The sequence below is a fragment of the Amycolatopsis sp. N2S4-7 genome (genome assembly GCF_058119595.1).
In genome coordinates, this window is the sequence record NZ_CP172299.1 from 2,613,229 (window position 1) to 2,639,397 (window position 26,169).

Sequence of the window (26,169 nt, forward strand, 5' to 3'; positions counted from 1 at the left end):
CGGGCTGCCTCGACCGCCAGGTCGGTGACGTCTTGTAACGGCGAGACTCGCGTCAGCGACTCCGACTACAGCGCGGTGCCCCGTCACCGTGCTCGATCCAAGGTGGTTGCGATGCTCTTGCCCGCTGATCGCCCTCTCTGCGCGTGGTGGCGTCCCGCGGCCGCGCCTTGTGCCATCGCCGCAACAGGGGCGGGGCTGCTGGCGTGGTCCCAGTCGGCTCTCGCCGGAATCCTGGTGACGGCTGTCCTCACGGCAGCCGTCGGCACGGCAACCGCGTGGCGACGCGCCGAACGCCGGCTCAATGCCGTGCTGGCCGAAGAGCTCGGCACCGCCCCGGCCACCCCCGGTCGACCACCCGCGGACCCAGCTGCTCGTCCGCGCTGGGACGACTGCCCCTGACGCGCCTTGGCGGCGGCGCCATCCCGACCCCGCGCACATCGTTTGAGCCGCGGCCGCCTCGGGGAGCACTCCGGGGGAATGTCGATGGCGGAGGCGCCGTGACCGCGATGGATGGCGAGCCCCAGGCCTCACCCGAGCCTGGTGCCGGTCGGCGTGCGGAGGTGACGCCGGCCGACCTGGGCGAGCTCGGCCGGGCCGCCAGCGACCTGCATCGGCGGATCACCGATCACCTTGACCGGCTCTCGCGCGCTCGCCCCACACCGGGAGACGACGAGCGCGCCACGGCTTGACTCCGCCGCTGCGATCCACCGCGGTGCCGGCGTCCTGCTATCCCTCGTGGCTCTTGCCGTTTCCCTTGGCTTTGCCTTTGGCCTTGACGTTTCCGCCCCTCGCGTCGGAAGCGTCGTCGGCGTCCGGAGTGGCGACGCGGGGACGTGTCGCCGCCGCCGGCTCGGGCGTCGCCGAGTTCGCTCTCTGCGACGATGCGGCTATGGCGGTCGAGGCGGGCGGCGTCGCGGACGGGGGCGGGGCCGCACTTGTCGTGACGGGTGGCCCGGCACCCGGCAGCCGATCCGGACTGGAATCTGCGCCGTCCGGCCTGGTCAAGAGCACCGCGAGCACCACCGCGGCGCAGGCGGTCGCCAACCCTCCGCTCGCAGCCAGCGTGCGGCGACGTCGCACCGGCAGGGCGGCCGACGCCGGCTCGGCGGCGACCGGCTCGTGCAGCAGCCGCACGATGTCGCCGGCGGGGGGACGGTCTTCCGGTTCGCGGGTCGTCATCAGCTCGATCGTGCGCGCGAGCGCGGCGGGCAGACCGGCGGGAATCCGGGGCGGCCGGTTGAGCCGCGCCATCGCCGATTCGGCCAGCGTGCCCGGGTACTCCCGCTCCGCGGTCAGGCACTCCAGCAAGATCAGGCCGAGCGCGTAGACGTCGGCGGCCTGGCCGGCCGCGTCACCGACGATCTGCTCCGGCGCCAGGTAGGCGGCCGTGCCCGTCACCAGGCCGGTGCCGGTGATGTGGGTCGTGTCCAGTTCGTGCGCGATCCCGAAATCGGTGATCATCGGGCCATCGGGACCGAGCAGGACGTTGGCGGGCTTGAGGTCCCGGTGCACGATCCGGTGAGCGTGGACGTGCGCCAGCGCCTCGGCCAGCCGAGACCCCAGCTCGATGACCTCCTCGGCCGGCAGGGGCCCGGCGAGCAGGCGCTGAGCGAGGTTCTCCCCCTCGACCAGCTGCATGACCAGAAGGGGCCGGTCGCCGTCGGTGCCGCTGTCGAACAGGGCCACGACACGGGGATGGTCGATGCTGGCCTGGATGGTCCTCTCGCGCACCCGGCGCAGCTGCTCCACCGCCACCGCGCCCCGCTCGTACAGCTTGACCGCCACGTCCCGGCCCAGCCGCCGGTCATGAGCCCGGTAAACCTGCGCGGTGGCACCGGTGCCGAGCAGGCCCTGCACCTCGTAGCGCCCGGCGAACGACACCGGGAGGTCGTCCTGAGCCGCCGACGGGAAACTCCCGCCCTGGTCCAGCGAGAATCGAGGGGACGTGCCCTCATCGTCGCTGCTGACCGGCTCAGCCGTCATCGCCAGACACCCTCCGCTCTCGGTGAACCCACCGAGTACCCGGTTGCCACGACCGGGCAAACGACAATCCGGGCGGCGTGCGACACAGGCAGGAGCGCGACGGGCGCTTGCTCGCTCAACGCTCACCCGGCCGCAGGATCGGCTCCAGCGCGAAACCGGCTATACGCAGGCCGCGACCAAGGGCGGGCCGGGACACCGAGGGGGGAGGTAGCGTCCCGGCCCGCGGCCTCGAACACTAACCAGCGCAGCCGAAGACCGCACGCCGGCCGAACAATCGCGGGTCGGCATCCCGAACACCGCAGCGATCCGCGTCGGCGCCGCAAGCCGTCCGGCTGCCACGAACACCACGGGCAATAGCCTCGATCTTCAGACCTGCCAGGCCGCGAGCGACGTCGGCACAGCCATCGGCGGCGGGCTCATCGTCGGATTGCGGGTCGCCGCTGATGTCATCCTCGGAATTCTGTGGCCGATTACGAGGCCCAAGACCCACGGCTGCCCTGTGTGCGGGCTAACCGTCAAGCGCGGCAGGCTGGACTGTAAAGCTTGCGGGGACGATTTCGCCCGAGCCCAGTCTGTCTCGAGAAGGGCCGCACGTTCCCGATGCGGTGCTCGATCCGCCGGCTGGACGATCGGCGTCCCGGAGCTCCCTACCTCCGGCCGGCCCGAAGTGTGGTCACCAGGGCGCTGGTTTCCTGATCCACATCCACGTCGAGCGAGTCCGCCGCCGCCTGCGACCGGAGCCGCGCCGGCGCGAAGGTCGACGTCGTGGTGCAGGCAGCGCGATGACCGGGGTGCCATGATTGCGGGATGACCGCCGACCAGGATGCTCGGAATGCTGCGCGCCGCCCGTGGCGGGGAGTGGCTCCCGATGACCGGCAGGCTCGGCGGCGTGCGCAGCTGATCGAGGCCGGTTTCGCGATCATGGGTACCGAAGGAGCTGCCGCGGTGACCATGCGGCGGGTGTGCCGTGAGGCCAAGCTGACCGAGCGGTACTTCTACGAGTCGTTCGGCCGCCGGGAGGAACTGCTGGTCGCCGTGCTCGAATCGGTCGCGCAGCAGGCCCGGGAGGTGCTGGTCGGGGTCCTGGAGCGAGCGCCGGCGGACACCACGCAGGTGGTGCGGGACAGTGTCGGCGCCTTCACCGGTTTCATCACCGATGATCCGCGCCGCGGCCGGGTGTTGTTCGTGGAGTCGCTGGCCGCCCCGGAGCTGTCCAGCCGTGGTGCCGAGCTGGTCGGGGAGTTCACCACGACGATCGCCGTCGCGCTGCGCGGTCCGGCGCTCGCGGGCGGCTCGGCCGACGAGCGCGATGTGGAGCTGAACTCCCAGGCCGTGTTCGGCGCGCTGGCGTACCTGTTCCAGGGCTGGCTCGAGGGCCGCCTCGCCGTCGACCGCGAGCGTTTCGTCGACCACGTCGTCCAGGTGATCGAGCAGCTCGCCCGGGCGACCTCCCGCCGTTCCGGCTGAACGACCAGGCACGCCCCCTCGCCCGTCGTCGCCCCGAAGTTGACATCACCTGATGTTGACATCATGCGTTGTCGAGTTTAACGTCGGCGCGGTCAGGCACGCGTCAGCGAGGAGGCAGCCCATGACGAGCACACCGGCGCACAGTCCACGGCGGGTCCGGGTGGCGATCATCGGCGCGGGCTTCGGCGGGCTGGGCACGGCCATCGCGCTCAAGCGCGCGGGCATCGACGACTTCGTCGTGCTGGAACGAGCCGGCGACGTCGGCGGAACGTGGCAGGTGAACTCCTATCCCGGCGCCCAGTGCGACATCCCGTCGATCCTGTACTCGTTCTCGTTCGCGCCGAACCCGCGCTGGAGCAGGCTCTACCCGCTCCAGCCGGAAATCCACGACTACCTGCGCCGGTGCGCCGAAGACTTCGGGATCACCCCGCACCTGCGGCTGCGGCACGAGGTCCGGGAAGCGGCCTGGGACGAGGACACCGCGGTGTGGCGGGTGCACACCGACCAGGGCGCCTGGGAGGCGCAGGTCCTCATCGGCGCGATCGGCCCGTTCAGCGAACCCGCCGTGCCGGACCTGCCGGGACTGTCCCGCTTCCGCGGCACCACGTTCCACTCCTCGGCCTGGAACCACGGCCACGACCCGGCCGGCCGCCGGATCGCGGTGGTCGGGACCGGCGCGTCGGCGGTGCAGATCATCCCGCGGATCCAGCCGGTGGCCGAGCGGCTCACGGTGTTCCAGCGCACCCCGACGTGGATCATGCCGCACCCCGACCGGCCCATGACCGGCCGGCCGCAGCGGGTGTTCACCCGCGCGCCCGCCGTTCAGCGGCTGGCCCGGTCCACAGTGGACCTGGTGCAGGAAGCCCTCGTCCCGGGACTGGTGCACCGGCCGTGGCTGCTCAAAGGCATGGAAGCGGTGAGCCGCGCGCACCTGCGCCGGCAGGTGCGCGACCCGCGGTTGCGGGCGACGCTCACGCCGTCCTACGCCTTCGGCTGCAAGCGGCCCACCTTCTCCAACGCCTACTACCCCGCACTGGCCGCGCCCAACGTCGACGTCGTGCCCGACGCGATCCGCGAAGTCTCCCCCACCGGCGTCGTCACGGCCGACGGCGCCGAGCACCAGGTGGACACCATCGTGTTCGGGACCGGCTTCCGCATGACCGACCACCCCGGTTTCGGCCGCATCCGCGGGCGCGGGGGACGTTCGCTCGCCGACGTCTGGAGCGGCAGTCCCCGCGCCTACCTGGGCACCACGGTCGCCGGGTTTCCCAACTTCTTCCTCATGCTGGGCCCGAATTCGGTCGTCTACACCTCGCAGGTCGTCACGATCGAGGCCCAGGTCGCCTACGTCCTGAGCTGCCTCGCCGCGATGGACCGGAGCCGACTGTCCACAATAGAGGTTCGCGAGCAGGTGCAGGACGACTTCGTCCGCGAGGTCGATCGAGGCCTGAGCCGGTCGGTGTGGAACACCGGCGGCTGCCGCAGCTACTACCTCGACGCCGCCGGCCGCAACTTCGTGTTCTACCCCGGCTTCAACCGCCGCTTCCGCGCCCGCACCCGCCGGGTCGACCTGGCCGACTACCACCTCGGCCACGCCGAAGACCGGTTTCCCGCAACGACAAGGACCGCGTGATGTTCAACCGCAAACCCGTCGTCGACCCCCGCGGCGCACGCCGCTACACCGAGCAGGCGCACGCCATCGCGGCCCGGGACGTGCACTTCTCCTGGGACGGCGTGCCGATGCACTACCTCCCGGGCGAGCCGATGGCCACGCACGTCATCAACGTGATGCACCTGGTGCTGCCCGAGGGCGAGCGCGCCATGTCCGCCGCGCTGACCGAAGCCCTGCCGCTGATCACCGAACCGCGGCTGCGGGAGGAGGTGGTCGGGTTCATCGGCCAGGAGGCCACGCACGCCGCCTCCCACGAGGGCGCCCGCGAGCACCTGGCGACGCTCGGGCTGCCGGTGGAACCGGTGGCCCGCAAGATGGACTGGCTCGTCGACCGGGTACTGGGCGACCACGATCTGACCGGCAAGGCCCGGCACGCGTGGTTGTGCGAACGGCTCGGTCTCTTCGCGGCGATGGAGCACTACACCGCGGTCGTCGGGGAATGGCTGCTCGGCGCCGATCAGCTGGAGCGGGCCGGGATGCACCCGGCCATGCTCGACCTCATCCGCTGGCACGGCGCCGAGGAGGTCGAGCACCGCAACGTCGCGTTCGACGCCTTCATGCACGTCGACGGCAGTTACGCCCGGCGGGTGCGCACGGCGCTGCTCGCCAGCTTCACCCTCGCGGTGCTGTTCCTCACCACCGCGCGGTACCTCCTCTTCGCCGATCCCACTCCCGGCGTGCGCCGGTCGTGGGTGCGGCAGCTGATCAGCGCGACCCGGCGCGGCCTGATCCCGAAGGCCACGATCTTCCTCACCGAAATCCCGAAGTACCTGCGCCCGGGCTTCCACCCCTCGCAGCTGGGCAGCATGGACGCCGCGATCCGCTACCTGGCCCGCTCCCCCGCCGCCAACCCGGAGGCCCGGCCGTGACCACGACGTCCACCCCGACCCGGGCGATGCGCCTGGCCGCCGCGGCCAGCGCCACCTACCAGCGCGTGTTCGCCACCAGCCGCGTCGCCCCGCTGCTGTCCCGCCCCAGGCCCGTGCGCAGCACCGGCTACGAGCTCGACCTCGCCGTCCGGGCGATCCACGCCGAGGCCGACGACGTCGTCAGTCTCGTCCTGGCCGCGCCCGACGGCAGCCCGCTGCCCACCTGGATTCCGGGCGCGCACCTCGACGTGTTGCTGCCCTCGGGGAGGCAACGGCAGTACTCGCTCTGCGGTGACCCCGGCGACCGGTCGTCGTACCGGATCGCGGTGCGCCGGATCGCCGGCGGTGGCGGCGGCTCCCGCGAAATCCACGACACCGTGCGCGCGGGCGGCTCACTGCGGGTCCGCGGGCCGCGGAACGCCTTTCCCCTGGTCGCCGCGGACGCCTACCTGTTCGTCGCCGCGGGCATCGGCATCACGCCGATCCTGCCCATGGTGCGGACCTGCCACGAACGGGGCGTCCCGTGGCGGCTGGTGTACCTGGGCCGCAGCCGCGCCACCATGCCGTTCCTCGGCGAACTCGCCCGCTGCGGCAGCGGCGTGGTCGAGGTCCGGCCGGACGACGAGTGCGGCCCGCCGGTGCTCGGCGACATCCTGCCGCTCGCGCCCGCCGGTTCGGCCGTCTACCTCTGCGGGCCGCCACCGCTCATGCACCCGGCCCGCGACCTCCTGCGGGCGAGCGACCCGAGCGCGTCCCTGCACACCGAACGGTTCTCCCCGCTGCCGGTCAGCGGCGGCGCGCCCTTCGAGCTCGAGCTGCGCCGGACCGGGGTCACGGTCGAAGTCGGTCCCCAGGAGACCGCGCTCACCGCGATCACCCGGGTCACCTCCGACGTCGCTTACTCGTGCCGGCAAGGCTTCTGCGGCACCTGCAAGGTCCGCGTCCTCGACGGCGAAGTCGAGCACCGCGACCGCCTGCTCAGCCCCGCCGAGCGCCGGGACTCGATGCTCGTCTGCGTCTCCCGCGCGACCGGCCGGCTGGTGATCGATCGATGACCGCGGCCGAAAGGACGGAACCCATGCCCAGCGAAACGTTCGACGTGCTGAACCCGGCCACGGGCGAACTCGTCGGTACTCACCGCGTCACGACGGAGTACGAAGTCACCGGCGCCGTCCGCCGGGCCCGCGACGCGGCCGCCTGGTGGGCCGGGCTCGGCTTCGGTGAGCGATCCCGGCGGCTGGACGCCTGGCGGCGCCGCATCGCCCGCGGCGCCCCGGAACTGGCCGATCTGATCAGCCGGGAAATGGGGAAACCCCACGCCGACGCGATGCTCGAGATCGCGATGGGACTCGAGCACCTCGCGTGGGCCGCCCGCAACGCGGCCCGCGTGCTGGGTCCGCGGTCCGTGCGGCCGAGCGTGCTGACCGTCAACCAGAAATCGGTCGTCGAGTACCGGCCGCTCGGGGTCGTCGGCGTGATCGGACCGTGGAACTACCCGGTTTTCACCCCGATGGGTTCGCTGTCCGGCGCGCTCGCCGCCGGCAACACCGTGGTGTTCAAGCCGAGCGAGTACACCCCGGGCGTCGGCCGGTGGCTCGCCGAGACCTTCCGCGAAGTCGTCCCCGAACACCCGGTGCTGCAGGTCGTCACCGGCGACGGAAGCACCGGCGCGGCGCTGTGCCGCGCCGGAGTCGACAAGATCGGGTTCACCGGCTCCACCGCCACCGGCCGGGCCGTGCTGGCGGCCTGCGCGACCACGCTCACGCCCGTGCTCATGGAGTGCGGCGGCAAGGACGCCCTGCTCGTCGACGCCGACGCCGACCTGGCCGCGGCCGCCGACGCCGCGGTGTGGGGCGGGCTGTCCAACGCGGGGCAGACCTGCCTCGCCGTCGAACGGGTCTACGTCCACGCCGACGTCCACGCCGAGTTCCTCGACCGGGTCGTCGCGCTGGCGCGCGGAGTGCGTCCCGGCGAGCAGATCGGCCCGATCACCATGCCCTCCCAGGTCAAGGTCATCGAACGGCACATCCACGACGCCCTCGACCGCGGTGGCCGCGCCGTCCTCGGCGGCACCGACGCGGTCCAGGGCCGGTTCGTGGCCCCGACGATCCTCGTCGACGTTCCCGACGACAGTGCGGCGGTCACCGAAGAGACGTTCGGGCCCCTCCTGGTCGTCACGAAGGTCGGGGACATGGACGAAGCGGTGGCACGCACGAACAACATCCGCTACGGGCTGGGCGCCACGGTGTTCTCCCGGCGCAACGGCCCCGCGATCGCCGAGCGGATCCGGTCCGGCGCGGTCTCGGTGAACGCCTTCGTCGCCCACGCGACCGTTCCCTCGCTCCCGCTCGGGGGTGTCGGGGACTCCGGCTTCGGCCGCGTGCACGGCGCGGACGGGCTGCGCGAGTTCGCCTCCGCGCGCGCCACGACGGTGCAGCGGTTTCCCTCTCCGCTCCCGCTGACCACGTTCCGCCGCACCGCCGCGGTGGACGCGATCGTGCGCGTGCTGGTCGGGGTCCGGCACGGACGGCGGCTGCCGCGGTGAGCGGGCTGACCGGCGTGCTGCGCGACCTCGGCCTCCCGCTCCCCGGCGGCCGGACCTACCCGGTGGCCGGCCGGACCGTCCTGATCACCGGCGCCGCCGCCGGGATCGGCCGGGCGCTGGCCCGGACGTTGCACGGGCGCGGGGCGACCGTCGCGCTCGTGGACCGGGACGCCCCGGCGCTGGCGGACACCGCGCGGGCCATCGGCCACGACCGGGTGCTCACCGCGGTCGCCGACGTGCGCGACCGGGACGCGCTCACCACCGCCGTGCAGGACCTGGCCCGCCGGGCGGGCTGGCTGGACGTGGTCGTGGCCAACGCCGGGGTGACACCGCGGCCCGCGACCCTGCGCCGCATCGACCCGGCCGAGTTCGACCGCGTGCTCGCCGTCAACGTCACGGGTGCGTTCACCACGATCCGGGCCGCCGCCGACGCCGTCATCGCCCGGCGGGGGCACGTCCTGGTCGTGTCGTCGGTCGCGGCCTTCGTGCCCGGGCCCGGCGGCGCTCCCTACATGATCAGCAAGGCGGCGGTCGAGCAGCTCGGCCGGGCCCTGCGGCTCGAGCTCGCGCCGCACGGCGTCACCGCCGGCGTCGCCTACTTCGGCGTGGTCGACACGCAGCTCGCCCGGACCACATTGGACGACGATCCGCTGGGCCGGGCCCTGGAAACCCGTCTCCCACCGCCGTTGCGCCGCCGCATCACCGCCGACCAGGCTGCGGCCGTGCTCGCCGACGCGATCACCCGCCGCGCCGGCCGGACCCTCGCGCCCGCTACCTGGCAACCGTGGGCGCTGCTGCGCGGGGTCGTCAACGTCGTCGCCGACGCCTACCTCGCCCGCGATCGCCACGTCCAGGCCCTCATCCGCGATCTCGAAGCCCGGCCGTAAGGAACGCACCATGTCCACCACCCTCTGCGCCGCTTTCCAGCACATCGCCGCGATCGACCCGGACGCCGTCGCGGTCCGCACCGTCGGCGCGACCCGGACGCTCACCTGGCGCGGCTACGCCAGCCAGGTGCGCGCCGTCGCCACCGGCCTCGCCGCGCTCGGCGTCCGCCACGGCGACACCGTCGCCTTGATGATGGGCAACCGCGTCGAGTTCTACCCGGTCGACGTCGGCGCCCTGCACGTCGGTGCGACGTCGTTCTCCGTCTACAACACCCTTCCCGCCGCCGCGATCGGGTTCGTCCTCGGCAACGCCGGAGCGAAGGTTGTCGTCTGCGAAGCCCAGTACGTCGAGCGCATCCGTGCCTCCGGCGCCGCCGTCGAGACGATCGTCGTCGTGGACGCGGTGCCCGGTCAGGCGCCCGCGGGCACCCTCGCGCTCGACGAGCTGACCGCCCTCGCCGCCCCGGGGTTCGACTTCGACAGCACGTGGCGTGCCGTGCGACCGGACGACGTGGCGACCCTCATCTACACCTCCGGCACCACCGGCGATCCCAAAGGGGTCGAAACCACCCACGCCTCGCTGCTGTTCGAAGCCCGCGCCGTCGCGGGCATCCTGCCCATCCGGTTCGGCGACCGGATCACCTCGTTCCTGCCCTCGGCGCACATCGCCGACCGCATGACCGCCCTGTACTTCCAGCTCGTCTTCGGCACCCAGGTCACCGTCGTCGATCACCCCGGCGCCATCGCGGCGGCCCTCCCCGACTGCCGCCCCACCATCTGGGGCGCGGTGCCGCGGATCTGGGAGAAATTGAAGGCGGCCGTGGAACTGGCCGTGGAACGCGAGCCGGACGAGACGCGCCGGGCCGCGCTGAGCTGGGCCCTGGACGTCGGCGCCCGCCGCGTCGCGCTGGAGCGCGCCGGGCACCGGGTGCCGCCCGAACTGCTGACCGAGCACGCCCGCGCCGAGGCCGCGGTGCTCGCCCCGCTCCGCGAAAAGCTGGGGTTCGGCGACCTCAAGTGGGCGGTGTCGGGAGCGGCCCCGATCCCGCCCGGCACGCTCGCGTTCTTCACCGGCCTCGGGCTGCCGGTCTCCGAGATCTGGGGCATGTCCGAACTGACCTGCATCGCCAGCGCCGCGCCGGCCACGCCCGCCAAGCTCGGCACCGTCGGGAAGATCCTGCCCGGCATGGAGCTGCGCGTCGCCGGCGACGGCGAGCTCCAGGTGCGCGGGCCGCTGGTGATGAAGGGCTACCGCGGCGAGCCGGAGAAGACCGCCGAAGTCCTCGACGCCGACGGCTGGCTGTCCACCGGCGACATCGTCACCGTCGACACCGACGGCTACCTCACCGTCGTGGACCGCAAGAAAGAACTCATCATCACCGCCTCGGGCAAGAACATGTCGCCCGCGAACATCGAGAACGCCGTGAAGGCCCGGTCGTCGCTCATCGCGGGTGTCGTCGCCATCGGGGACCGGCGTCCCTACGTCACCGCTCTCGTCGTCCTCGACCCCGAAGCCCTCGCGGGTCGCGGCACCCCCGACGTCGTGGCCGAGGTCGCCGCCGCCGTCGCCGCCGCGAACACCGGGCTCGCCCGCGTCGAACAGATCAAGCGGTTCCGCATCCTGCCGCACGTCTGGGAACCCGGTGGCGACGAGCTCACCCCGACCATGAAGCTGCGCCGCAAACCCATCGCCACCAAGTACGCCGCGGAGATCGACAGCCTTTACGCCGACCCGGTCACCGGGGACGTGCACGAAGCCGCCGTCCCGGTCGGCGCATGACCGGGCCCTCGTGGCAGTCGCGCGTGCTCGCCCAGGTCCTCCGCCGGACCGCCCGCCCGCTCGGTGCCCGTTTCCCGCTCACCACCACGACGTTGCCGTGGATCCGGCACGCCATCGACCGCGCCGCGGCCGGCACCGGGCGGCTGCCCCGCGGCACCACGTGGGAACCCGTGGTCCTGCCCGCCTGCCGCGCCGAACTCGTCCGCGCCGCCGCGGCAGCCACCGCTCCCGTCGTGCTTTACCTGCACGGCGGCGGGTTCATCGCCGGTTCGGCCCGCGCGTGGCGCCCCTTCGTCGCGGTGCTGTCCGCCCGCACCGGGGTACCCGTGCTGTCCGTGGACTACCGCCTCGCCCCCGAGCACCCGATCGCCGACGCCGTCGAAGACGCACTCGACGCCTACCGGTGGCTCCTCGACCACGGCACCCCGGGCTCCGCCATCCTGCTGGCCGGCGACTCCGCCGGCGGCGGGCTGGCGTTCGCCGTGGCCACCCGTCTGCGCACCGGGGGATTGCCCGGTCCAGGCGCGATCGGCGTGATTTCGCCCTGGGCCGGCCTCGACCCCGCCACCCGGCCTCTGTTTCCCGACCCGTTCCTGTCCCCCGTCTGCGTCGCCCGGGTCGCCCGCCTGTGCACGGCCGGAGGCGCGGCGCTCCCCGCGCCCGCGGACGCCGGCCTGCACGGCCTGCCGCCGACACTGATCATCACCGGTGAGCACGACTTGCTGCGCCACGACAGTGAACTGCTCTCCCGCCGGCTCGGCGACGCCGGCGTCCCCGTCGACCTGCGCGTGTGGCCGGGACAAACCCATGCGTTCCCGCTCGCCCGCATCCTGCCGGAATCGGACGCGGCACTCCGGCACCTCGCCCGGTTCCTCACCACCGGCGGGCTCGCCACTCCAGAGAGATCCGGACCCGCGACGGCTCGCGCGTAGTTGTCCGGGGTGGGTCAGGTGGCCGGCACGTCGGTGCGGTCGCGGCGGCGGGTTTCCTCGGCGGCCAGGACACCGAGCACGGAGACGGCGGCTGCGGCGGCGACGTAGATGATGATCGGGGTGGCGCTGCCGTAGTTCTTGAGCAGGGCGGTGGCGATGATCGGGGCCAGGGAGCCGGCGAAGATGGAGGTGACCTGGTAGCCGATGGAGGTGGCGCTGTAGCGGACGGTGATGTCGAACTGTTCGGCGAAGAACGCCGCCTGCGGGCCGTACATGGCGGCGTGCATGAGCAGGCCGCCGACCACGGCGACGGTGATGAGGATCGGCTCGCGGGTGTCGAGGAACCGGAAGAACAGCGGCGCCCAGACGGCGGTGCCGATCGCGCCGGCCAGGGAGACCGGCCGGCGGCCGAGCCGGTCGGACAGGGCGCCGAACACGGGGATGGCGATGAGGTGGACGGCATTGGCGACGAGCAGCGCGGTGAGGACGACACCGCCGGACAGTTTCAGGTGCGTGGTGACGTAGGTGAGGACGAACGCGGTGATGACGTAGTAGGAGACGTTTTCCCCGACGCGGGCGGCCATGCAGAGCAGGATCTGCTTGGGGTAGCGGCGCAGGGCTTCCAGCGCGGGGGCGCGGCGCGGGGTGTCGCCGGCGTCGGCGAGTTCTTTGGCCTTGATGAACGCGGGGGCGTCTTCGACGGCGTTGCGGATCCAGAAGCCGAGGACGACCAGCGCGGCGGAGAGCAGGAACGGGATGCGCCAGCCCCAGGCCAGGAAGCTCGCGTCGTCCATGGACGCGGCGAGGATCGCGAGGACGGCGGTGGCCAGCAGGTTGCCGACCGGGACACCGGCCTGGGGCCAGCTGGCCCAGAAGCCGCGGCGCTCGGCGGAGCCGTGTTCACTGATCAGCAGGACCGCGCCGCCCCATTCGCCGCCGACGGCGAAGCCCTGGACCAATCGCAGGGTGGTGAGCAGGATCGCGGCCCAGACGCCGATGCTGCCGTAGGTGGGCAGCAGGCCGATCGCGGCGGTGGAGGCACCCATGAGCAGGAGGCTGAGCATCAGCAGTTTCTTGCGGCCGACGCGGTCGCCGAAGTGCCCGAACACCAGTCCGCCGATGGGGCGGGCGACGAAACCGAGGGCGTAGGTGAGGAAGGCGAGCATCACGCCGACGAGCGGGTCGCTGCCGGGGAAGAACAGTTTGTTGAACACCAGCGCGGCGGCGGAGCCGTAGAGGAAGAAGTCGTACCACTCCACGGCGGTGCCGATGAGGCTGGCGGCGACGACCCGGCCGAGCCCGGTGCGGGCCGGGGACTGGGTGCCTTCGTGGGTTCTGGTCATCATGAGCTCCGAAAGGGGGATCGTGGCAGTCACGCAGCGGTCCTGCGCGATGCGGGTCGTCATCGCCGGCAGGTGAAGCTGCTCGCGGCGGCCGGGTCTCCGCCGGTGTAGCGGGGCCAGGTGGGGTACTGGCACAGCGGGCGGGTGCGGTGCCCGTGGTCCGGGCCGACGTCGGTGACGACCGGGTTCGCCGGTGCCGCGCCGTGCCCGGTCCAGTTCTCCAGGGCGGTGAGGGAGTCCCAGCCGGCGGCGAAGGCGGCGCCGACGTTGACGTGGTTGGCGCCGGGCACGAGGTAGAAGCGGGCGAACCGGTCGGTGGCCCGGCGGCCGACGGTCCGCTGGACGCGGTCGAAGTAGTGGGCGGTGGAGCGGGAGCTGACCAGTTCGTCCGCCGCGCCGTGCAGGATCAGCAGTTTCCCGCCGGCCCGGGCGAAGGGCCGCAGGTCGGGATCGTTGACGTCCTGCAGCGCCGAGAGCTCACTGATCCGCGGGGTCCACGCGCCCGGGTGGCGGGGGTCGAGGGTGAGGGAGTCGTAGGCGGGGTCGCGGGTGACCAGGTAGCGCACCCACTGGTCCCAGAACTGCGGCCCGTACCCGGCCGTGGCCGGCATGGGCGAGGAAGGAGCCCGGGTTCCCATGCCCAGCAGCGCGGTCGTCATGGTGGCGCCGGAGAGGAACGGGAATCCCGGATATCCGCGTTCCCCGCTGCGCAGGGGATGGTTCCAGGACAGGGGCGCGGAGATCTTCTCGACGGCGTGGATCTGGGCGTCGGACAGGCACGTGTCGCCGGTATCGGTTCCCGCCGGGCAGCGCAGCGTTTCCGGGTCGAAGTGGCAGCCGTCGGGATGGGACACGACGCCGTCGGCGAGCCCGTCGCCGCGGTCGCAGGCGGCGAGGACGCTGCGGTGGAGCAGATTCTGCTTGGCCGGGTTCGGGAACGCACCGGGCTGGGCGAGAACCCGGGCCTCGTAGCCGAAGAACAGGTCGAGGCTGGCGGCGTTCCACGCGGGGTAGGCGGAGATGACGCCGTCGAAGTCGGCGGGCCAGCGCTGGGCGACGGCGAGGGCTTCCCGGCCGCCGCTGGATCCCCCGGCGAAGAAGCTGTGCCGCGGGCGTGCGCCGTCGTAGTGCCGCCCGATGAGGTAGCGGGCCGCGTCGCGGGTCTTCTTCAGTGCGTCACCGGCGAAGTTGCGCACGGCTTCGTCGTTGAGGCCGAACGATCCGTCGAGGGTGGTGGTGGGCGGGAAGCCGGGCGCGGCCTGGTGCCCGGAGTCGCCGGCGAAGGTGGCGTAGCCGCGGGCGAGCGGGGCGGGCTCGTTGTCGGGTCCGAAAGGGACGTTCCCGGCGATGTTCGGGATGGTGCCGTCGTAGCCGCCTCCGCCGAACATCAAAGCGTTGTGGTTCCACGTTTCCGGCAACGCGAGTTGCATCCTGATCGGCGGCGCCGCCGGATCGGCGGGCTTGATGGCGGCGTCGGCCAGACAATACGGTCCGGTTGTCGTAGTGGCCGCCACCAGCCGGGTGGTGGTGACCTGTCCGCCGGAGGTGCGCAGGCCGATCGCGGAAGCGGGAATCCGGACGCCGTCGAGGCCGGCGCACCGCGTCGCTCCGGTCCGGGCTTGCGCCGGGGGTGCGGCGGTGACCGCGGCGAGCAGCGGAATCGCCAGGAAAGCGGTCCGCACAGCCTTTCTCATGGTGCCTCCATCGTGTCCGCGTCGGTGCGGGCCATCAGGTTAGGCAGCACGACTTCGGGACCGCGATGTGTCGACGACACACTGAATGACGGAATCGACAGGGACATCGGCACACAAGAGGGGTGCCGGAATGAAACCGGCGGCGTCAGCGGCCGCTGACGCTGTGCAGCCGCAGGGCGACCTGGATTTCCAGGAGCCGGTCGGCGGTGCGCCAGTCGTCGCCGAGCAGCCGGCCGACCCGGGTGAGGCGCTGGGACACGGTGTTGTGGTGCAGGTGCAGGAGCTGCGCGGTGCTGCGGGCGTTCTGGTTGGCCTGGCAGAAGACTTCGAGGGTGCGCACCAGGTCGGCGTGGTGTTCGCGGTCGTAGGCCAGGACGGGCCCGAGCGTGGCGGTGATGAACCCGGTGACGTCGGGGTGGCCGTTGAACAGCGCGCCGACGAAGCCGAGGTCCTCCGCCGCGGCGGTCTCGCCGTGGCGGCCGAGGGCCAGCAGCGCGCGCATGCACTTGGCGGCTTCGTCGTGGGCGGCGCCCACGGCCGTGGGGTGCGGGACGCAGGCGAGCCCGGCGGTGACGCGGTTGCGGGTGGCGCGCGACAGCTCCCGCGCGGCGGTGTGGGCCACCGTGCGCGGATCGTCGCCGGGGGCCAGCAGGACGACGGTGTCGTGGTGGTGGGTGGCCAGGCCGCGCAACCGGCGGGCCAGCGCGGCCACGGCCGGGTAGGTCCGCTCCCGCGCCACCCCGTCCACGTGGGCGACCACCAGCACCCGGCAGGCGTCGAGGTCCACCCCGAGGATCGCGGCGCGGTGCCGCAGCAGGTCGAAGTCCTGGCTCTTCTGGCTGAGCAGCTCGCCGAGCAGCTCGCCGCGCACCTGGGCCTCGGCTTCGGTCATCCGCCGCCGGGTGACCAGCACCAGGGCCGCGACCAGGGCGGCGCGTTCCAGGATGCGCCGGTCGGTGTCGGTGATGGTCGCCGCGCCGTGGTGGACGAGGGTGCCCAGCGGTTCGGACTCGGTGATCATCGGCACCACGCACAGGCGGTCCCGGACCAGGGTGTGGCCGGACCGCCGCGCGTCGATCCCGGCCTCGGCGAGCTCCGGCGGCGGCTCATCGCCTTCTTCGCCCGAGGTGGCCACCGTGGCACCGTGCTCGTCGACGACCAGGACGTGCCCCGGCACGACCGCGGCGGTGGCGTGCACGACCTCCTCGACTCCCTTGCCCTGGATGACCAGCTTGGTCAGCCGTTCGTGCACCTCGGCGGTGCGCTCCAGGTCGGCGGCGTGCGAGCCGATGGTGGCGTTGGCGACCCGCAGGTCCTCGACGGCGGTCTGCGCCGCGGTCAGCAGGCGTGCGCTTTCGATCGCCACGGCGGCGTGGTTGGCGAGCATGCTCAGGGCGGTGATGTCGCGGCTGCTGAACGAGCGGATGGCGCGGTGGGCGGCCAGCAGGACCCCGATGACTTCCTGCTTGAGCTTCACCGGCACGCCGAGCAGCGACTCGATCCCCTCGGCGGCGACGGTCCGGTCGATCGCCCCGGTGTGGGTGATCGTCGCGTCCTCGGCGTAGGACTTGAGGCTGTAGGGCTCCCCCGTCCGGGCGACCATCCCGCCGAGCCCGGCGCCGGTCGGCAGCCGCAGGCCGACCAGCAACCCGGAGACGTTGCCGGCCGCGGCCCGGATGTAGCAGTCACCCCGGCCGCGGTCGCTCAGACTGATGTAGGCCAAATCGCACTCGAGCAGCCGGCGCGCCCGGTCGGCGATGGCCTGCAGGATCGAATCGAGGTCGCGCAACGATGCCAGGTCGTTGGCGGTGTCGTTGAGCAGCTGCAGTTCCGCCTCGTTGCGCCGGTGCCGGATGAGGGTGTCCCGCAGCCGCAGCGCGATCACCCGCTCCTGCTCGACCTCGGCCAGCTCTTCCGCGGACAGCCCCCGTGCCCGCGCGTCGGCGACGGCGGCGTCGAACGCCTCGAGGCCCGCGTCGTCGATCAGCAGCTGCAGCATCGACTGCTTTTCCGCCGGCATCGTCTCCCTCCTCACCGGTACCGCACAGCCGCACCGATCCGCCGTCGACCCGCGCACCGCGGTTCAGTGTGACCCGCGCTGCCCGGCCCGGCCACTCAGGTCGATCGGCAGGTTGCGGCGGATGCCGGCCTCCAGGCGGGCGGCCACCTCCTCCGCCCGGCCGGGCCGCCGGCCGAGCAGTCCCCGCCCGCCGGCCCGGCCTGTGCGCCGCTGCGCCAGCAGCCGGTCGAGCACGGGAAACTCGGAGGTTTCCGCGGACAGGGTGGGAGCGAGGCTGCCGAGGATGGCCCGGGTCAGCTCCAGTCCGATGTAGTCGGCGTTCTCCATCGGCCCCACCGCGGCCCACCGCAGCCCGACACTGGCCCGGACGACGGTGTCGATCGTCTCCGGCTCGCACACGCCTTCGGCCAGCAGGTGCAGCGCCTCCCGGACCAGCGCGAACTGCAGGCGGTTGCCGATGAACCCGGGGACGTCGCGGTGCAGCCGGACCGTCGTCTTGCCCAGCTCGGCGATGAGGGCGTGCGCGTGGTCCACGAAAGCGGGGTCGGTGTCGGTGCCCGGGGCGATCTCCACCAGGGGAACGAGGTACGGCGGGTTCCACCAGTGCACGCCGACCAGCCGCTGCGGGTGCAGCATCGCCCGGGCGACCTCGCTGATCGAGAGCACCGAGGTGTTCGTCCACACCGGGACGTCCGGCGCCAGGTGCGGCTCCAGCGCCGCGAGCACGTCGTGTTTGACGGCCAGCCGCTCCGACACCGCCTCGATGACGACGTCGCACTGCTTCGCCAGCTCGGCCGGCGAGTCCACCGCGACGACCCGGTCACCGACGGCGTCCACCTCTTCTCGCGGCGTGGCACCGCGGGTCAACGCGCTGCCGACGCGGTCGCCGAGGCTGGCCAGCACCGCCGGATCGTTGTCGAAGACCCCGGCGCCGTGTCCCGCCTGGGCGAGGGCGACGGCGATGCCGTGGCCCATCAAGCCGCCGCCGATGATGCCGAAACGGGTCACTGGGAGGTCCTCCGAGACGATGTGCTGGATGCGTTCGAGCGGTTGACGGTACGAACAGCGGCAGCCCGCAACAATGTGAACCGATCACACCGTTGGAGGGAATGTTGTGTTCGGTGGTCACTGATCCGCCCGCGACCGCGACAGCACACAAGTGGCGCCCAAATCGTGTGACATCGGCACATAGCCCCGAATGGGGGTGCGCTCTTTACAGTGATCGCACCTCGGAACTCCCGATCTCGACGGACCGGGGTGACCGAAAACGCGAATCCAGTTCCCCACTCATGCTGTGCTCAAGGAGGCAATGATGCCTGCGAATCCCCGCTCGTCGTCTGCGGCGCGGAGCGGCCCGGGCCGGCGGGCCCGGCTGCTGGCCGCCGGTTCTGCCGCATTGGCCGCCGTGGTCGCCGCCGCGGTCGCGGTGACCACGGGCGCGGCCGCCGCCACTTCCGCGGCCACCCACGACCCGGTGATCATGATCCCGGGTATGACCGGCACTCCGTCCAACATGGACACGATGAAGTCCGATCTGCAGTCCAACGGGTGGGCGGCGGGCCGGTTGTTCACCTGGACCGACAGCAGCAGCATGGAGCAGGACCTGGCCAAGGCGGCCCAGGAACTGAGCACCAAGGTCGACCAGGTGCGTGCGCAGACCGGCGCGTCGAAGGTCGTGCTCGCGACCTGGTCGGCCTCGACGCTCGCGGCGCGCTACTACATCAAGAACCTCGGCGGCGCGGCCAAGGTCTCGCAGTACATCGGCTACGCCGGCCCCCAGCACGGCACCACCAACAACGGCTGCCAGTTCTACGTCTCCTGCCAGCAGTTCGGCAGCGCGAATTCGGCGTTCCTGACCGCGCTCAACTCCGGCACCGAAGTCCCCGGCCACCCGCAGGTCGCCTACATGACGATCCGGTCGGTCAACGACACCAACGCCGCGCCCTACGACACCGCCAAGCTCGAAGGCGCCGACGAGAACTTCCTGCTCTCCGGCCCGATGGCCCCCACCCACTTCACCATCATCTCCGACAACACCGCCCTGGCCGGGATGCGCGCGTTCATCACCGCCCACGAACAGCCCACCACCGGCACCACACCGCCCACCACGACCGGCACCACACCACCCACCGGCGGGGCCTGCTTCCCGGCGTCCAACTACGCGCACGTGATCGCCGGCCGCGCACACGACAGCTTCGGTTACGCGCTGGCCAACGGATCCAACCAGAACCTCGGTCTCGACTCCTTCTACGGCACCACCAAGCTGCGCCAAACCGGCAGCAACTACTACGTCCTCGACAACACCTGCCCGTAATCCCACCCGAGACCGCGGCCCGGGGCGCTCGTACGCGAGCGAGCGCCCCGGGCCGCTACCAGGAGCACCCGCCGCCGCGCAGGCGGTGCGGCATTCATCAGGACTGCGAAGACGTAGCGGGTCTGACCTCACAGCAGCTGCCCTGGTCAGTACGCGTAGCGGCGCACGGTTTCCGGGTGGAGGATCAAGCGGATCTGGTCCGTGGCCAGGATTTCCTCGAGATCGGCGGCGCGGGACGGATCGTCGAGGTCCCAGTAGCGGGCGGCCAGGCGCCCCGCCAGGTCGTGGGCGCCCTCGGGGTCCAGGGAAACCCGGCCCTCGACCGACACCCACCGCTCACGCTCCCCCACCGGCGCGGCCACGACGATCGACGCGCGCGGGTCCCGGCGCAGCCGCCGCACCTTGGGCGCGTCCGGTTCCGAGAACAGCTGGACCGTGCCTTCGGCGGTGGCCTCGAACCACACGGGCCGCGGCCGGCCCGCGGCCACGGCCAGGAACCCGTGCAGCGGACGCTGGAGGAACTCGATGTCCGAGGGGGTCAGTGCGTTCATGACCCCGATTCAACCCCGCCCACCCCGGACGATGCCATGGGCGAGAAGCCGGAATGCCTGTGCGATCGTCTAGCCTCGGTCAAGTGGACGTGGTGGACGACCTCTTTCGCGGTTTGCGGGCGCACGGCTCGCTGTTCGGCAGCTCGGCCCTCTCGCCGCCCTGGGCCGTGCACTTCACCGACGGTGCGCCACTGACCCTGTGCACCGTCCTCTCGGGGGCCGGGTGGATCGTCCCCGAGGAAGGTCCGCCCGAGCCGCTGCGCGCCTACGAGACCGTCGTCGTGCGCGGGCCGGGGACGTTCACCTTCGTCGACGAGGTCGGCACCCGCGCCGAACCCGTCGCTTGCGGCGAGCACTGCGCCACGCCCGAGCAGGGCGGCACCCGGCACCGGCGTGGCTGGTACGACCCCGGCGACGGCACCACGACCATGATCGTCGGCGCCTACCCGGTCGCCGGCGAAATCAGCCGCCCGCTGCTGGACGCCCTGCCCGTCGTGCTGAGAGTGGGCGGCGGCGGCGGTACCGGCGACGCCGTCCTGGACCACCTCGCCGCCGAGGTCGCCGCCGACATCCCCGGCCAGCAGGTGGTGCTCGACCGGCTGCTCGACTGGATGCTGGTGTGCACGCTGCGCGAGTGGTTCGACCGGCCTGGCGGCGAGCCCCCGGCGTGGTGGACCGCCCAGCGAGATCCGGTGGTCGGCCACGCGCTGCGGCTGCTGCACGAGGAGCCCGCGGCACCGTGGACGGTCGGCGCGCTCGCCGTCCGCACCGGGGTGTCGCGCTCGACGCTGGCCAAGCGGTTCTCCGACCTGGTGGGCGAACCGCCGCTGACCTACCTCACCCGCCGCCGGATGGCGCTCGCGGCCGACCTGCTGGTCGAGCGGGACACCGCCGGCGTCGCGGCGGTAGCCCGCAGTGTCGGGTACGCCGACCCCTTCGCGTTCAGCGCGGCGTTCAAGCGGGTCCGGGGCGTCAACCCGAGCGAGTACCGGCGCACCCGGCGCTGACCGGGCCACCCGAAAAGGCGCGCCCCGCCGGATTCGCCCTCACCGCAGCTGCTGCGTTCCCACGACGGCCAGCATCTCCAGTTTCGCGACCGAGTCGGTGCCCACGGCCGGGGTGAACCACAGCAGTCGCTGCTTGCTGTCCTCGCTGAACAGGGTGAGGCAGTGCACCTCCAGCAGCCCGAGTCCGGGATGCACCAGGCGTTTGCGGTCGTGGCGGCGGAAGGCGACATCGTGGCGCGTCCAGTGCTCCCTGAACTCGGGACTGCGCGCGGTCAGCTCCGCGACCAGCGCGGCCACCTCGGCGTCGTCACCACCACGGCGCGCCATCGCCGCGCGGAGGTCGCCGACGAACGAGCGGGCGTAGTAGTCGTGGTCCTCGGCGGGGTAGATCGCCCGCGACGCCGGGTCGGTGAACCACCGGTACAGAAAACTCGCCTGCCACCCCGTCGGGGGCGGTGCCGGGCCGAGCAGCGCGGCCGCCAACCGGTTCTGCACCAACGTGACGCGGAGATCGGTGACCACCTGAGCCGGGGTGCCGTCGAGCCGGTGCAGCAGGTCGAGCATGCCGGGGTGGACGTGGCCGGCCGGACCACCGTCCGCGGGCACCGCGCGGCCGGCCAGGTGGAAGAGGTGGTCGCGCTCGTCACGGCTGAGCCGCAGCGCCCTGGCGAGTGCCGCCAGCATCTGCTCGGACGGCTGGGCACCGGCCCCGCGCTCGAGCTCGATGTAGTAGTCGACCGAGGCGCCGGCCAGCTGCGCCACCTCGTCCCGGCGCAGCCCGGACACCCGGCGCCGCGGACCGACGGGCAGGCCGACGTCCGCCGGCCGGATCCGGTCGCGGCGCGACTTGAGGAAGGCCCCCAGCTCGGCGAGGTTCACCCCACCAATGTGCCCTGATCACGAGCGCCGTAGCCAGGGGTTGCCACCACCTGGGTGAGCGGCGGTCGCCGTGGTGACCGGAGGATCGCGTGGCCTCGGCCGCGAAGTCGTGTCCCGGCCGGCCGCGGACGGCATGGCCGTGATCGTCGGTTGCAGCGCGAACAAGGAACAGGCGCCGCTGGAACGCCTGCCGACATCGCGGCCGTGGTCGCCTTCCTGGCCGGCGCCGCGGACCGCTGGGTCAACGGCCAGGTGATCCGGGCCAACGGCGGGATCGTTTGACGAGCCCGGCCCTGAGGGGGGCCGGCAGCCCCTGTATCGGCGCGAGTCCGAGCGCCACCATGGGGACCACGTCCCGCAGGGCCTGCACCCCGCGTTTCCGGGCAGTTCCGCCGACCTCCAGGAGTGATCCGATGCCTCGATTCTCGCGACGCCGGGAAAACCCGGAGCCGCGGCGGGCGCTGTCCCGTCGTCAGTTCATCGGCAACGCGGGCGGCGCGGCCGCCGGAGCCGCCATAGCCGTCGCCGGGCCGGCGGTGGCCCAGCCCTCGGCACCGGCGGCGACACCCGGTGAGAACCTCGTGACCGTCGGCCTGCGGGTGAACGGGGAACGCACCCGGCTGGAAACCGATCCGCGGGCGACGCTGCTGGACACCCTGCGCGAACGCCTTCGGTTGACCGGGACCAAAAAGGGATGCGACCGGGGGCAGTGCGGCGCTTGCACCGTCCACGTCGACGGCCGTCGGGTGCTGTCCTGCCTGACGCTGGCCGCATCCGCCGACGGCGCCGAGGTCACCACGATCGAGGGGCTGGCCGACGGCGAAAAGCTGCATCCGATGCAGCAGGCGTTCATCGACCACGACGGCTTCCAGTGCGGCTTCTGCACCTCCGGCCAGATCATGTCCGCCGTCGCGCTCGTCCAGGAGGGGCGCGCCGGGTCCGATGAGGAAATCAGGGAGAACATGTCCGGCAACATCTGCCGTTGCAGCGCTTACCCGTTCATCGTCGACGCGGTCAAGGACGCCCGCGAGGTGATGCCCTGATGCGCGCGTACGACTTCACCAGACCGGGTTCGTTGGACGGGGCACTGCGCGACGCCCGCGACGGCAGCGCGTACGTCGCAGGTGGCACCACGCTGGTGGACCTGATGAAGCTGGAGGTGCTGACGCCGTCGCGGGTTGTCGACATCAACCGCCTGCCCCTGCGCGGCATCACCGCCGACCGGAACGGGCTGCACATCGGGGCGCTGGAGCGGATGAGCGACGTCGCCCGGCACGAGGAGGTCCGGTCGCGCTACCCCGTGATCAGCCAGGCGCTGGAGCTCAGCGCGTCGGCCCAGCTGCGCAACATGGCCAGCATGGGCGGCAACCTCCTGCAGCGGACGCGGTGCGGCTACTTCCGGGACGTGTCGACACCCTGCAACAAGCGCACGCCGGGCAGCGGCTGCGCCGCGGTCGCCGGGCACAACCGGATGCACGCCGTCTTCGGCACCAGCGACGCGTGCGTCGCCACCCACGCCAGCGATGTGGCCGTGGCACTGGTGGCGTTGGAGGCCCAGGTGCACCTCGCGGGACGCACCGGTCCGCGCACCCTCCCGCTCGCCGGGTTCTACCGGTTGCCCGGCCGGACCCCGCACGTGGAGAACCAGTTGCGCGCGGGTGAGCTGGTCACCGGGCTGACCGTGCCGCACCTGCCGTGGGCCACCCGCTCGGCGTACCTCAAGGTGCGCGACCGGCAGTCCTACGAGTTCGCCCTCACCTCGGCCGCGATCGCGCTCCACATCGGACGCGGCGTGATCCTCGACGCGCGCGTCGCCGCCGGTGGCGTCGGCAGCAGGCCGTGGCGGCTCACCGCCGTGGAGCAGGCGCTGATCGGACAGCGCGCGACGGCCGGGACCTACGAGGCCGCCGCCGCGCGAGCGGCGGACGGTGCGCGCCCGCTGAGGCACAACGCGTTCAAACCCGCGTTGCTGCGCCGCACGCTGGTGCGCGCACTCACCGGGCTGGGTGAGGCCCGATGACCACGCCCCTCGGTGCCGACGTCGCCCGCGTCGACGGCAGGCTCAAGGTGACCGGCGGTGCCCGCTACGCCGCGGACCACCGGGTGGACCGGCTCGCGCACGCCCACGTCGTGCTGAGCACGGTGGCGCGCGGCAGCATCCGGTCGATGAACGTCGACGCGGCGCGCCGCGCTCCCGGCGTGCTCGCCGTCTACACGCCCTTCACCCCGTTGCGGCTCTACGCCGCGTCCCGTGGCGAAACCTACGCACCACTGCAGGACCGCGACGTCCGCTTCCGGGGGCAGGTCATCGGGCTGGTCGTGGCCGAGACCGTCGAGCAGGCCCGGGACGCGGCCGCGCTCGTCTCCACCGAGTACGACGTCGCCGCGGCCCGGACCTCCCTCGCCGCCGGGATGCCGGGAGCGCCGGCCGGCGGGGCCGCTCCCCCGGCCCCCGTGCTCGCTCCCGGCGTGTCCTCGATCGACGACGCGCTCCGCGCGAGCGCGGTCACGGTGGACGTCACCGTCACCCAGCAGCCGCAGAGCCACATCGCCATGGAGCCCCACAGCACGACCGCGGTCTGGCAGAACGGCCACCTGACCGTCTACAGCGGATGCCAGGGGCCGGCGAACTACGCGGCCGCCCTCGCCGAACGCCTCGGGGTGAACGTGGGCACCATCCGCGTGATCAGCCCCTTCGTCGGCGGCGGCTTCGGCAGCCGGGTCCCGACCTGGAGCGACGGGATGCTCGCCGCCGCGGCCGCCCGCGCGCTCGGCCGCCCGGTCAAGCTCACCCTGACGCGGGAGCAGGTCTTCGTCCTGACCGGGCACCGGCCTGCCCTCGAGCAACGGGTCCGGCTCGGCGCGTCACGAGACGGGGTGCTCAACGCGGTCAGCCACCAGTGCCACGCCGAGATGCCGGCCGCCGGCGGCTGGACCGAAAGACCTGCCTCGGAAACCACGGCCGTGCTGTACCGGACGCCGAACCTCGCGATCGACGAACGGCTGGTTCCCATGGACACCCCGGCGACCTGGGCGATGCGGGCCCCCAACGAGGCACCGGGGATGTTCGCGCTGGAAACGGCCATGGACGAACTGGCCGTCGCGCTCGGGATGGACCCCGTCGAACTCCGGCTGCGCAACTACGCGACCACCGTCCCCGGCACCGGCCAGGGGTGGACGAGCAAACGGCTCGACGAGTGCTACCGCCGCGGCGCCGAGCGGTTCGGCTGGGCGCGCCGCAACCCCGTTCCCCGCTCCCGGATCGACGGCGAGTGGCTCGTCGGGACCGGGATGGCCACCGCGATCTACCCCGCCGGCCGGTCCGACGTACCCGTACGCGTGACGCTGCGCGACAACGGCACCGCCGTCGTCGCCACCGCGACCCCCGACCTCGGCACCGGGACGTACACGATGGCCTCGATCGTCGCCTCCGACGCGCTCGGCATCCCGCTGGACCGCGTCGTCGTCCAGCTCGGCGACTCCGCGCTGCCCGCGGGCCAGGCCGCCGTCGGCTCGCGGGCCGCCGGCTCCGTCGCCCCCATGATCCAGGCGGCCGCCCGGTCCCTGATCGGGGAGCTCGTCACGCTCGCCGTCCGGACCGAGCGATCCCCGTTCCACGGGCTCGACCCCGCGTCGCTGACCTATCGGCGGGGCTCCGTCGAGGGCAACGGCCGGTCGGTCTCCTTCGCCGAGCTCATCGACCTGGCCGACCTGCCGGGTATCGAGTTCACCACGCAGGGCGCGTCGGGCCCGGCCCCCGCAAACCTGGTGGCGCACGGTTTCGGCGCGCACTTCTGCGAGGTGCGCGTCAACCGGTTCACCGGCGAACCACGGGTCAGCCGCTTCACCACCGTCGTCGACGTCGGGCAGGTGATCAGCGCCCGGACGACCCGCAGCCAGCTGGCCGGTGGCGTCGTCTTCGGCATCGGCGCCGCGCTGCTCGAAACCAACCCGGTGGAGGAGAACACCGGACGCCTCGCCGCCGCGAACCTCGCCGACTACCTCGTGGCCGTCAACGCCGACGTCCCCGCGATCGACGTCAGCTGGATCGGCCACCCGGACCCCGCCTTCAGCGCCACGGGAGCCCGCGGCCTCGGCGAGCTAGCCGCGGTGGGCAGCGCCGCGGCGGTCGGCAACGCCGTCTTCAACGCCACCGGCATCCGGATCCGGGACCTGCCGATCACCCTCGACAAGCTCATCACCTGAGCAGCGCGCGGCGGGAACGG

At 72.6% G+C, this 26,169-nt stretch carries 22 protein-coding genes; 15 read left to right on the forward strand and 7 right to left on the reverse strand.

The annotated features are described in order from the left end of the window. Positions 1-497: 497 nt before the first annotated feature. The gene (locus ACH54P_RS12070; RefSeq protein ID WP_489912460.1) at positions 498-689 is read left to right on the forward strand and encodes a hypothetical protein; all 192 of its coding nucleotides are present in this window, start codon (positions 498-500) and stop codon (positions 687-689) included. Positions 690-726: 37 nt separating this feature from the next. Here ACH54P_RS12070 and ACH54P_RS12075 read toward each other — a convergent pair whose 3' ends face one another. Further along, a complete protein-coding gene (locus ACH54P_RS12075; RefSeq protein WP_489912461.1) occupies positions 727-1,983 on the reverse strand; it encodes a serine/threonine-protein kinase in 1,257 nt (418 codons plus the stop codon). Positions 1,984-2,790: 807 nt separating this feature from the next. Between ACH54P_RS12075 and ACH54P_RS12080 the strand changes: the two genes are divergently transcribed. The 8 genes from ACH54P_RS12080 to ACH54P_RS12115 all read left to right on the forward strand — a co-directional run bounded on the left by ACH54P_RS12080 (position 2,791) and on the right by ACH54P_RS12115 (position 12,135). Beyond that, on the forward strand, positions 2,791-3,450 hold the full coding sequence (locus tag ACH54P_RS12080) for a TetR/AcrR family transcriptional regulator (RefSeq protein ID WP_489912462.1): 660 nt from the start codon (positions 2,791-2,793) through the stop codon (positions 3,448-3,450). Positions 3,451-3,571: 121 nt separating this feature from the next. Next, a complete protein-coding gene (locus ACH54P_RS12085) occupies positions 3,572-5,083 on the forward strand; it encodes a flavin-containing monooxygenase (protein WP_489912463.1) in 1,512 nt (503 codons plus the stop codon). After that, positions 5,083-5,991 carry a metal-dependent hydrolase gene (locus ACH54P_RS12090; RefSeq protein ID WP_489912464.1) on the forward strand — a complete coding sequence of 303 codons (909 nt, stop codon included), beginning with the start codon at positions 5,083-5,085 and terminating at the stop codon, positions 5,989-5,991. Before ACH54P_RS12085 ends, ACH54P_RS12090 begins: the two co-directional genes overlap by 1 nt. Continuing rightward, entirely contained in the window at positions 5,988-7,046 is a 1,059-nt protein-coding gene (locus ACH54P_RS12095) for a PDR/VanB family oxidoreductase (RefSeq protein ID WP_489912465.1), read from the forward strand. The genes ACH54P_RS12090 and ACH54P_RS12095 overlap by 4 nt, the downstream gene beginning before the upstream one ends. Continuing rightward, entirely contained in the window at positions 7,043-8,536 is a 1,494-nt protein-coding gene (locus tag ACH54P_RS12100) for an aldehyde dehydrogenase family protein (RefSeq protein WP_489912466.1), read from the forward strand. The genes ACH54P_RS12095 and ACH54P_RS12100 overlap by 4 nt, the downstream gene beginning before the upstream one ends. Beyond that, entirely contained in the window at positions 8,533-9,423 is an 891-nt protein-coding gene (locus ACH54P_RS12105) for a short-chain dehydrogenase/reductase (RefSeq protein ID WP_489912467.1), read from the forward strand. Before ACH54P_RS12100 ends, ACH54P_RS12105 begins: the two co-directional genes overlap by 4 nt. 10 nt (positions 9,424-9,433) lie before the next feature. Beyond that, a complete protein-coding gene (gene fadD11 / locus ACH54P_RS12110) occupies positions 9,434-11,203 on the forward strand; it encodes a fatty acid--CoA ligase FadD11 (protein ID WP_489912468.1) in 1,770 nt (589 codons plus the stop codon). Next, the gene (locus ACH54P_RS12115) at positions 11,200-12,135 is read left to right on the forward strand and encodes an alpha/beta hydrolase (RefSeq protein ID WP_489912469.1); all 936 of its coding nucleotides are present in this window, start codon (positions 11,200-11,202) and stop codon (positions 12,133-12,135) included. The genes fadD11 and ACH54P_RS12115 overlap by 4 nt, the downstream gene beginning before the upstream one ends. 14 nt (positions 12,136-12,149) lie before the next feature. Here the strand turns inward: ACH54P_RS12115 and ACH54P_RS12120 are convergent, their stop codons facing one another. The 4 genes from ACH54P_RS12120 to ACH54P_RS12135 all read right to left on the reverse strand — a co-directional run bounded on the left by ACH54P_RS12120 (position 12,150) and on the right by ACH54P_RS12135 (position 18,200). Next, a complete protein-coding gene (locus tag ACH54P_RS12120; RefSeq protein ID WP_489916400.1) occupies positions 12,150-13,478 on the reverse strand; it encodes an MFS transporter in 1,329 nt (442 codons plus the stop codon). A 59-nt stretch (positions 13,479-13,537) separates the two neighbouring features. Further along, entirely contained in the window at positions 13,538-15,172 is a 1,635-nt protein-coding gene (locus ACH54P_RS12125; RefSeq protein WP_489912470.1) for a tannase/feruloyl esterase family alpha/beta hydrolase, read from the reverse strand. A gap of 145 nt (positions 15,173-15,317) precedes the next feature. Further along, on the reverse strand, positions 15,318-17,192 hold the full coding sequence (locus tag ACH54P_RS12130; protein WP_489912471.1) for a helix-turn-helix domain-containing protein: 1,875 nt from the start codon (positions 17,190-17,192) through the stop codon (positions 15,318-15,320). A 63-nt stretch (positions 17,193-17,255) separates the two neighbouring features. Next, complete coding sequence (locus ACH54P_RS12135; RefSeq protein ID WP_489912472.1) at positions 17,256-18,200, reverse strand: 3-hydroxyacyl-CoA dehydrogenase family protein; 945 nt, start codon at positions 18,198-18,200, stop codon at positions 17,256-17,258. Positions 18,201-18,504: 304 nt separating this feature from the next. Here ACH54P_RS12135 and ACH54P_RS12140 point away from each other — a divergent pair, with 304 nt between their 5' ends. Further along, positions 18,505-19,506 (forward strand): esterase/lipase family protein, encoded by a 1,002-nt coding sequence (locus tag ACH54P_RS12140; protein ID WP_489912473.1) that lies wholly within the window; start codon positions 18,505-18,507, stop codon positions 19,504-19,506. A 146-nt stretch (positions 19,507-19,652) separates the two neighbouring features. Here the strand turns inward: ACH54P_RS12140 and ACH54P_RS12145 are convergent, their stop codons facing one another. Beyond that, complete coding sequence (locus tag ACH54P_RS12145) at positions 19,653-20,057, reverse strand: pyridoxamine 5'-phosphate oxidase family protein (RefSeq protein ID WP_489912474.1); 405 nt, start codon at positions 20,055-20,057, stop codon at positions 19,653-19,655. 83 nt (positions 20,058-20,140) lie between these two features. On the opposite strand from ACH54P_RS12145, the gene ACH54P_RS12150 reads away from it, so the two are divergent. After that, positions 20,141-21,064 (forward strand): AraC family transcriptional regulator, encoded by a 924-nt coding sequence (locus ACH54P_RS12150; protein ID WP_489912475.1) that lies wholly within the window; start codon positions 20,141-20,143, stop codon positions 21,062-21,064. 39 nt (positions 21,065-21,103) lie between these two features. Here the strand turns inward: ACH54P_RS12150 and ACH54P_RS12155 are convergent, their stop codons facing one another. Beyond that, positions 21,104-21,943 (reverse strand): helix-turn-helix transcriptional regulator, encoded by an 840-nt coding sequence (locus ACH54P_RS12155; protein ID WP_489912476.1) that lies wholly within the window; start codon positions 21,941-21,943, stop codon positions 21,104-21,106. Positions 21,944-22,016: 73 nt separating this feature from the next. On the opposite strand from ACH54P_RS12155, the gene ACH54P_RS12160 reads away from it, so the two are divergent. The 4 genes from ACH54P_RS12160 (at position 22,017) to ACH54P_RS12175 (ending at position 26,149) form a co-directional block, all read left to right on the forward strand. After that, complete coding sequence (locus tag ACH54P_RS12160) at positions 22,017-22,199, forward strand: hypothetical protein (protein ID WP_489912477.1); 183 nt, start codon at positions 22,017-22,019, stop codon at positions 22,197-22,199. A 157-nt stretch (positions 22,200-22,356) separates the two neighbouring features. Next, positions 22,357-22,986: a (2Fe-2S)-binding protein gene (locus ACH54P_RS12165; protein WP_489912478.1), complete on the forward strand. Its 630-nt coding sequence runs from the start codon at positions 22,357-22,359 to the stop codon at positions 22,984-22,986. After that, positions 22,986-23,963: an FAD binding domain-containing protein gene (locus tag ACH54P_RS12170; protein WP_489912479.1), complete on the forward strand. Its 978-nt coding sequence runs from the start codon at positions 22,986-22,988 to the stop codon at positions 23,961-23,963. Before ACH54P_RS12165 ends, ACH54P_RS12170 begins: the two co-directional genes overlap by 1 nt. Further along, positions 23,960-26,149, forward strand: a complete 2,190-nt coding sequence (locus ACH54P_RS12175; protein ID WP_489912480.1) for a xanthine dehydrogenase family protein molybdopterin-binding subunit — start codon at positions 23,960-23,962, stop codon at positions 26,147-26,149. Before ACH54P_RS12170 ends, ACH54P_RS12175 begins: the two co-directional genes overlap by 4 nt. The last annotated feature ends 20 nt before the right edge of the window (positions 26,150-26,169 follow it).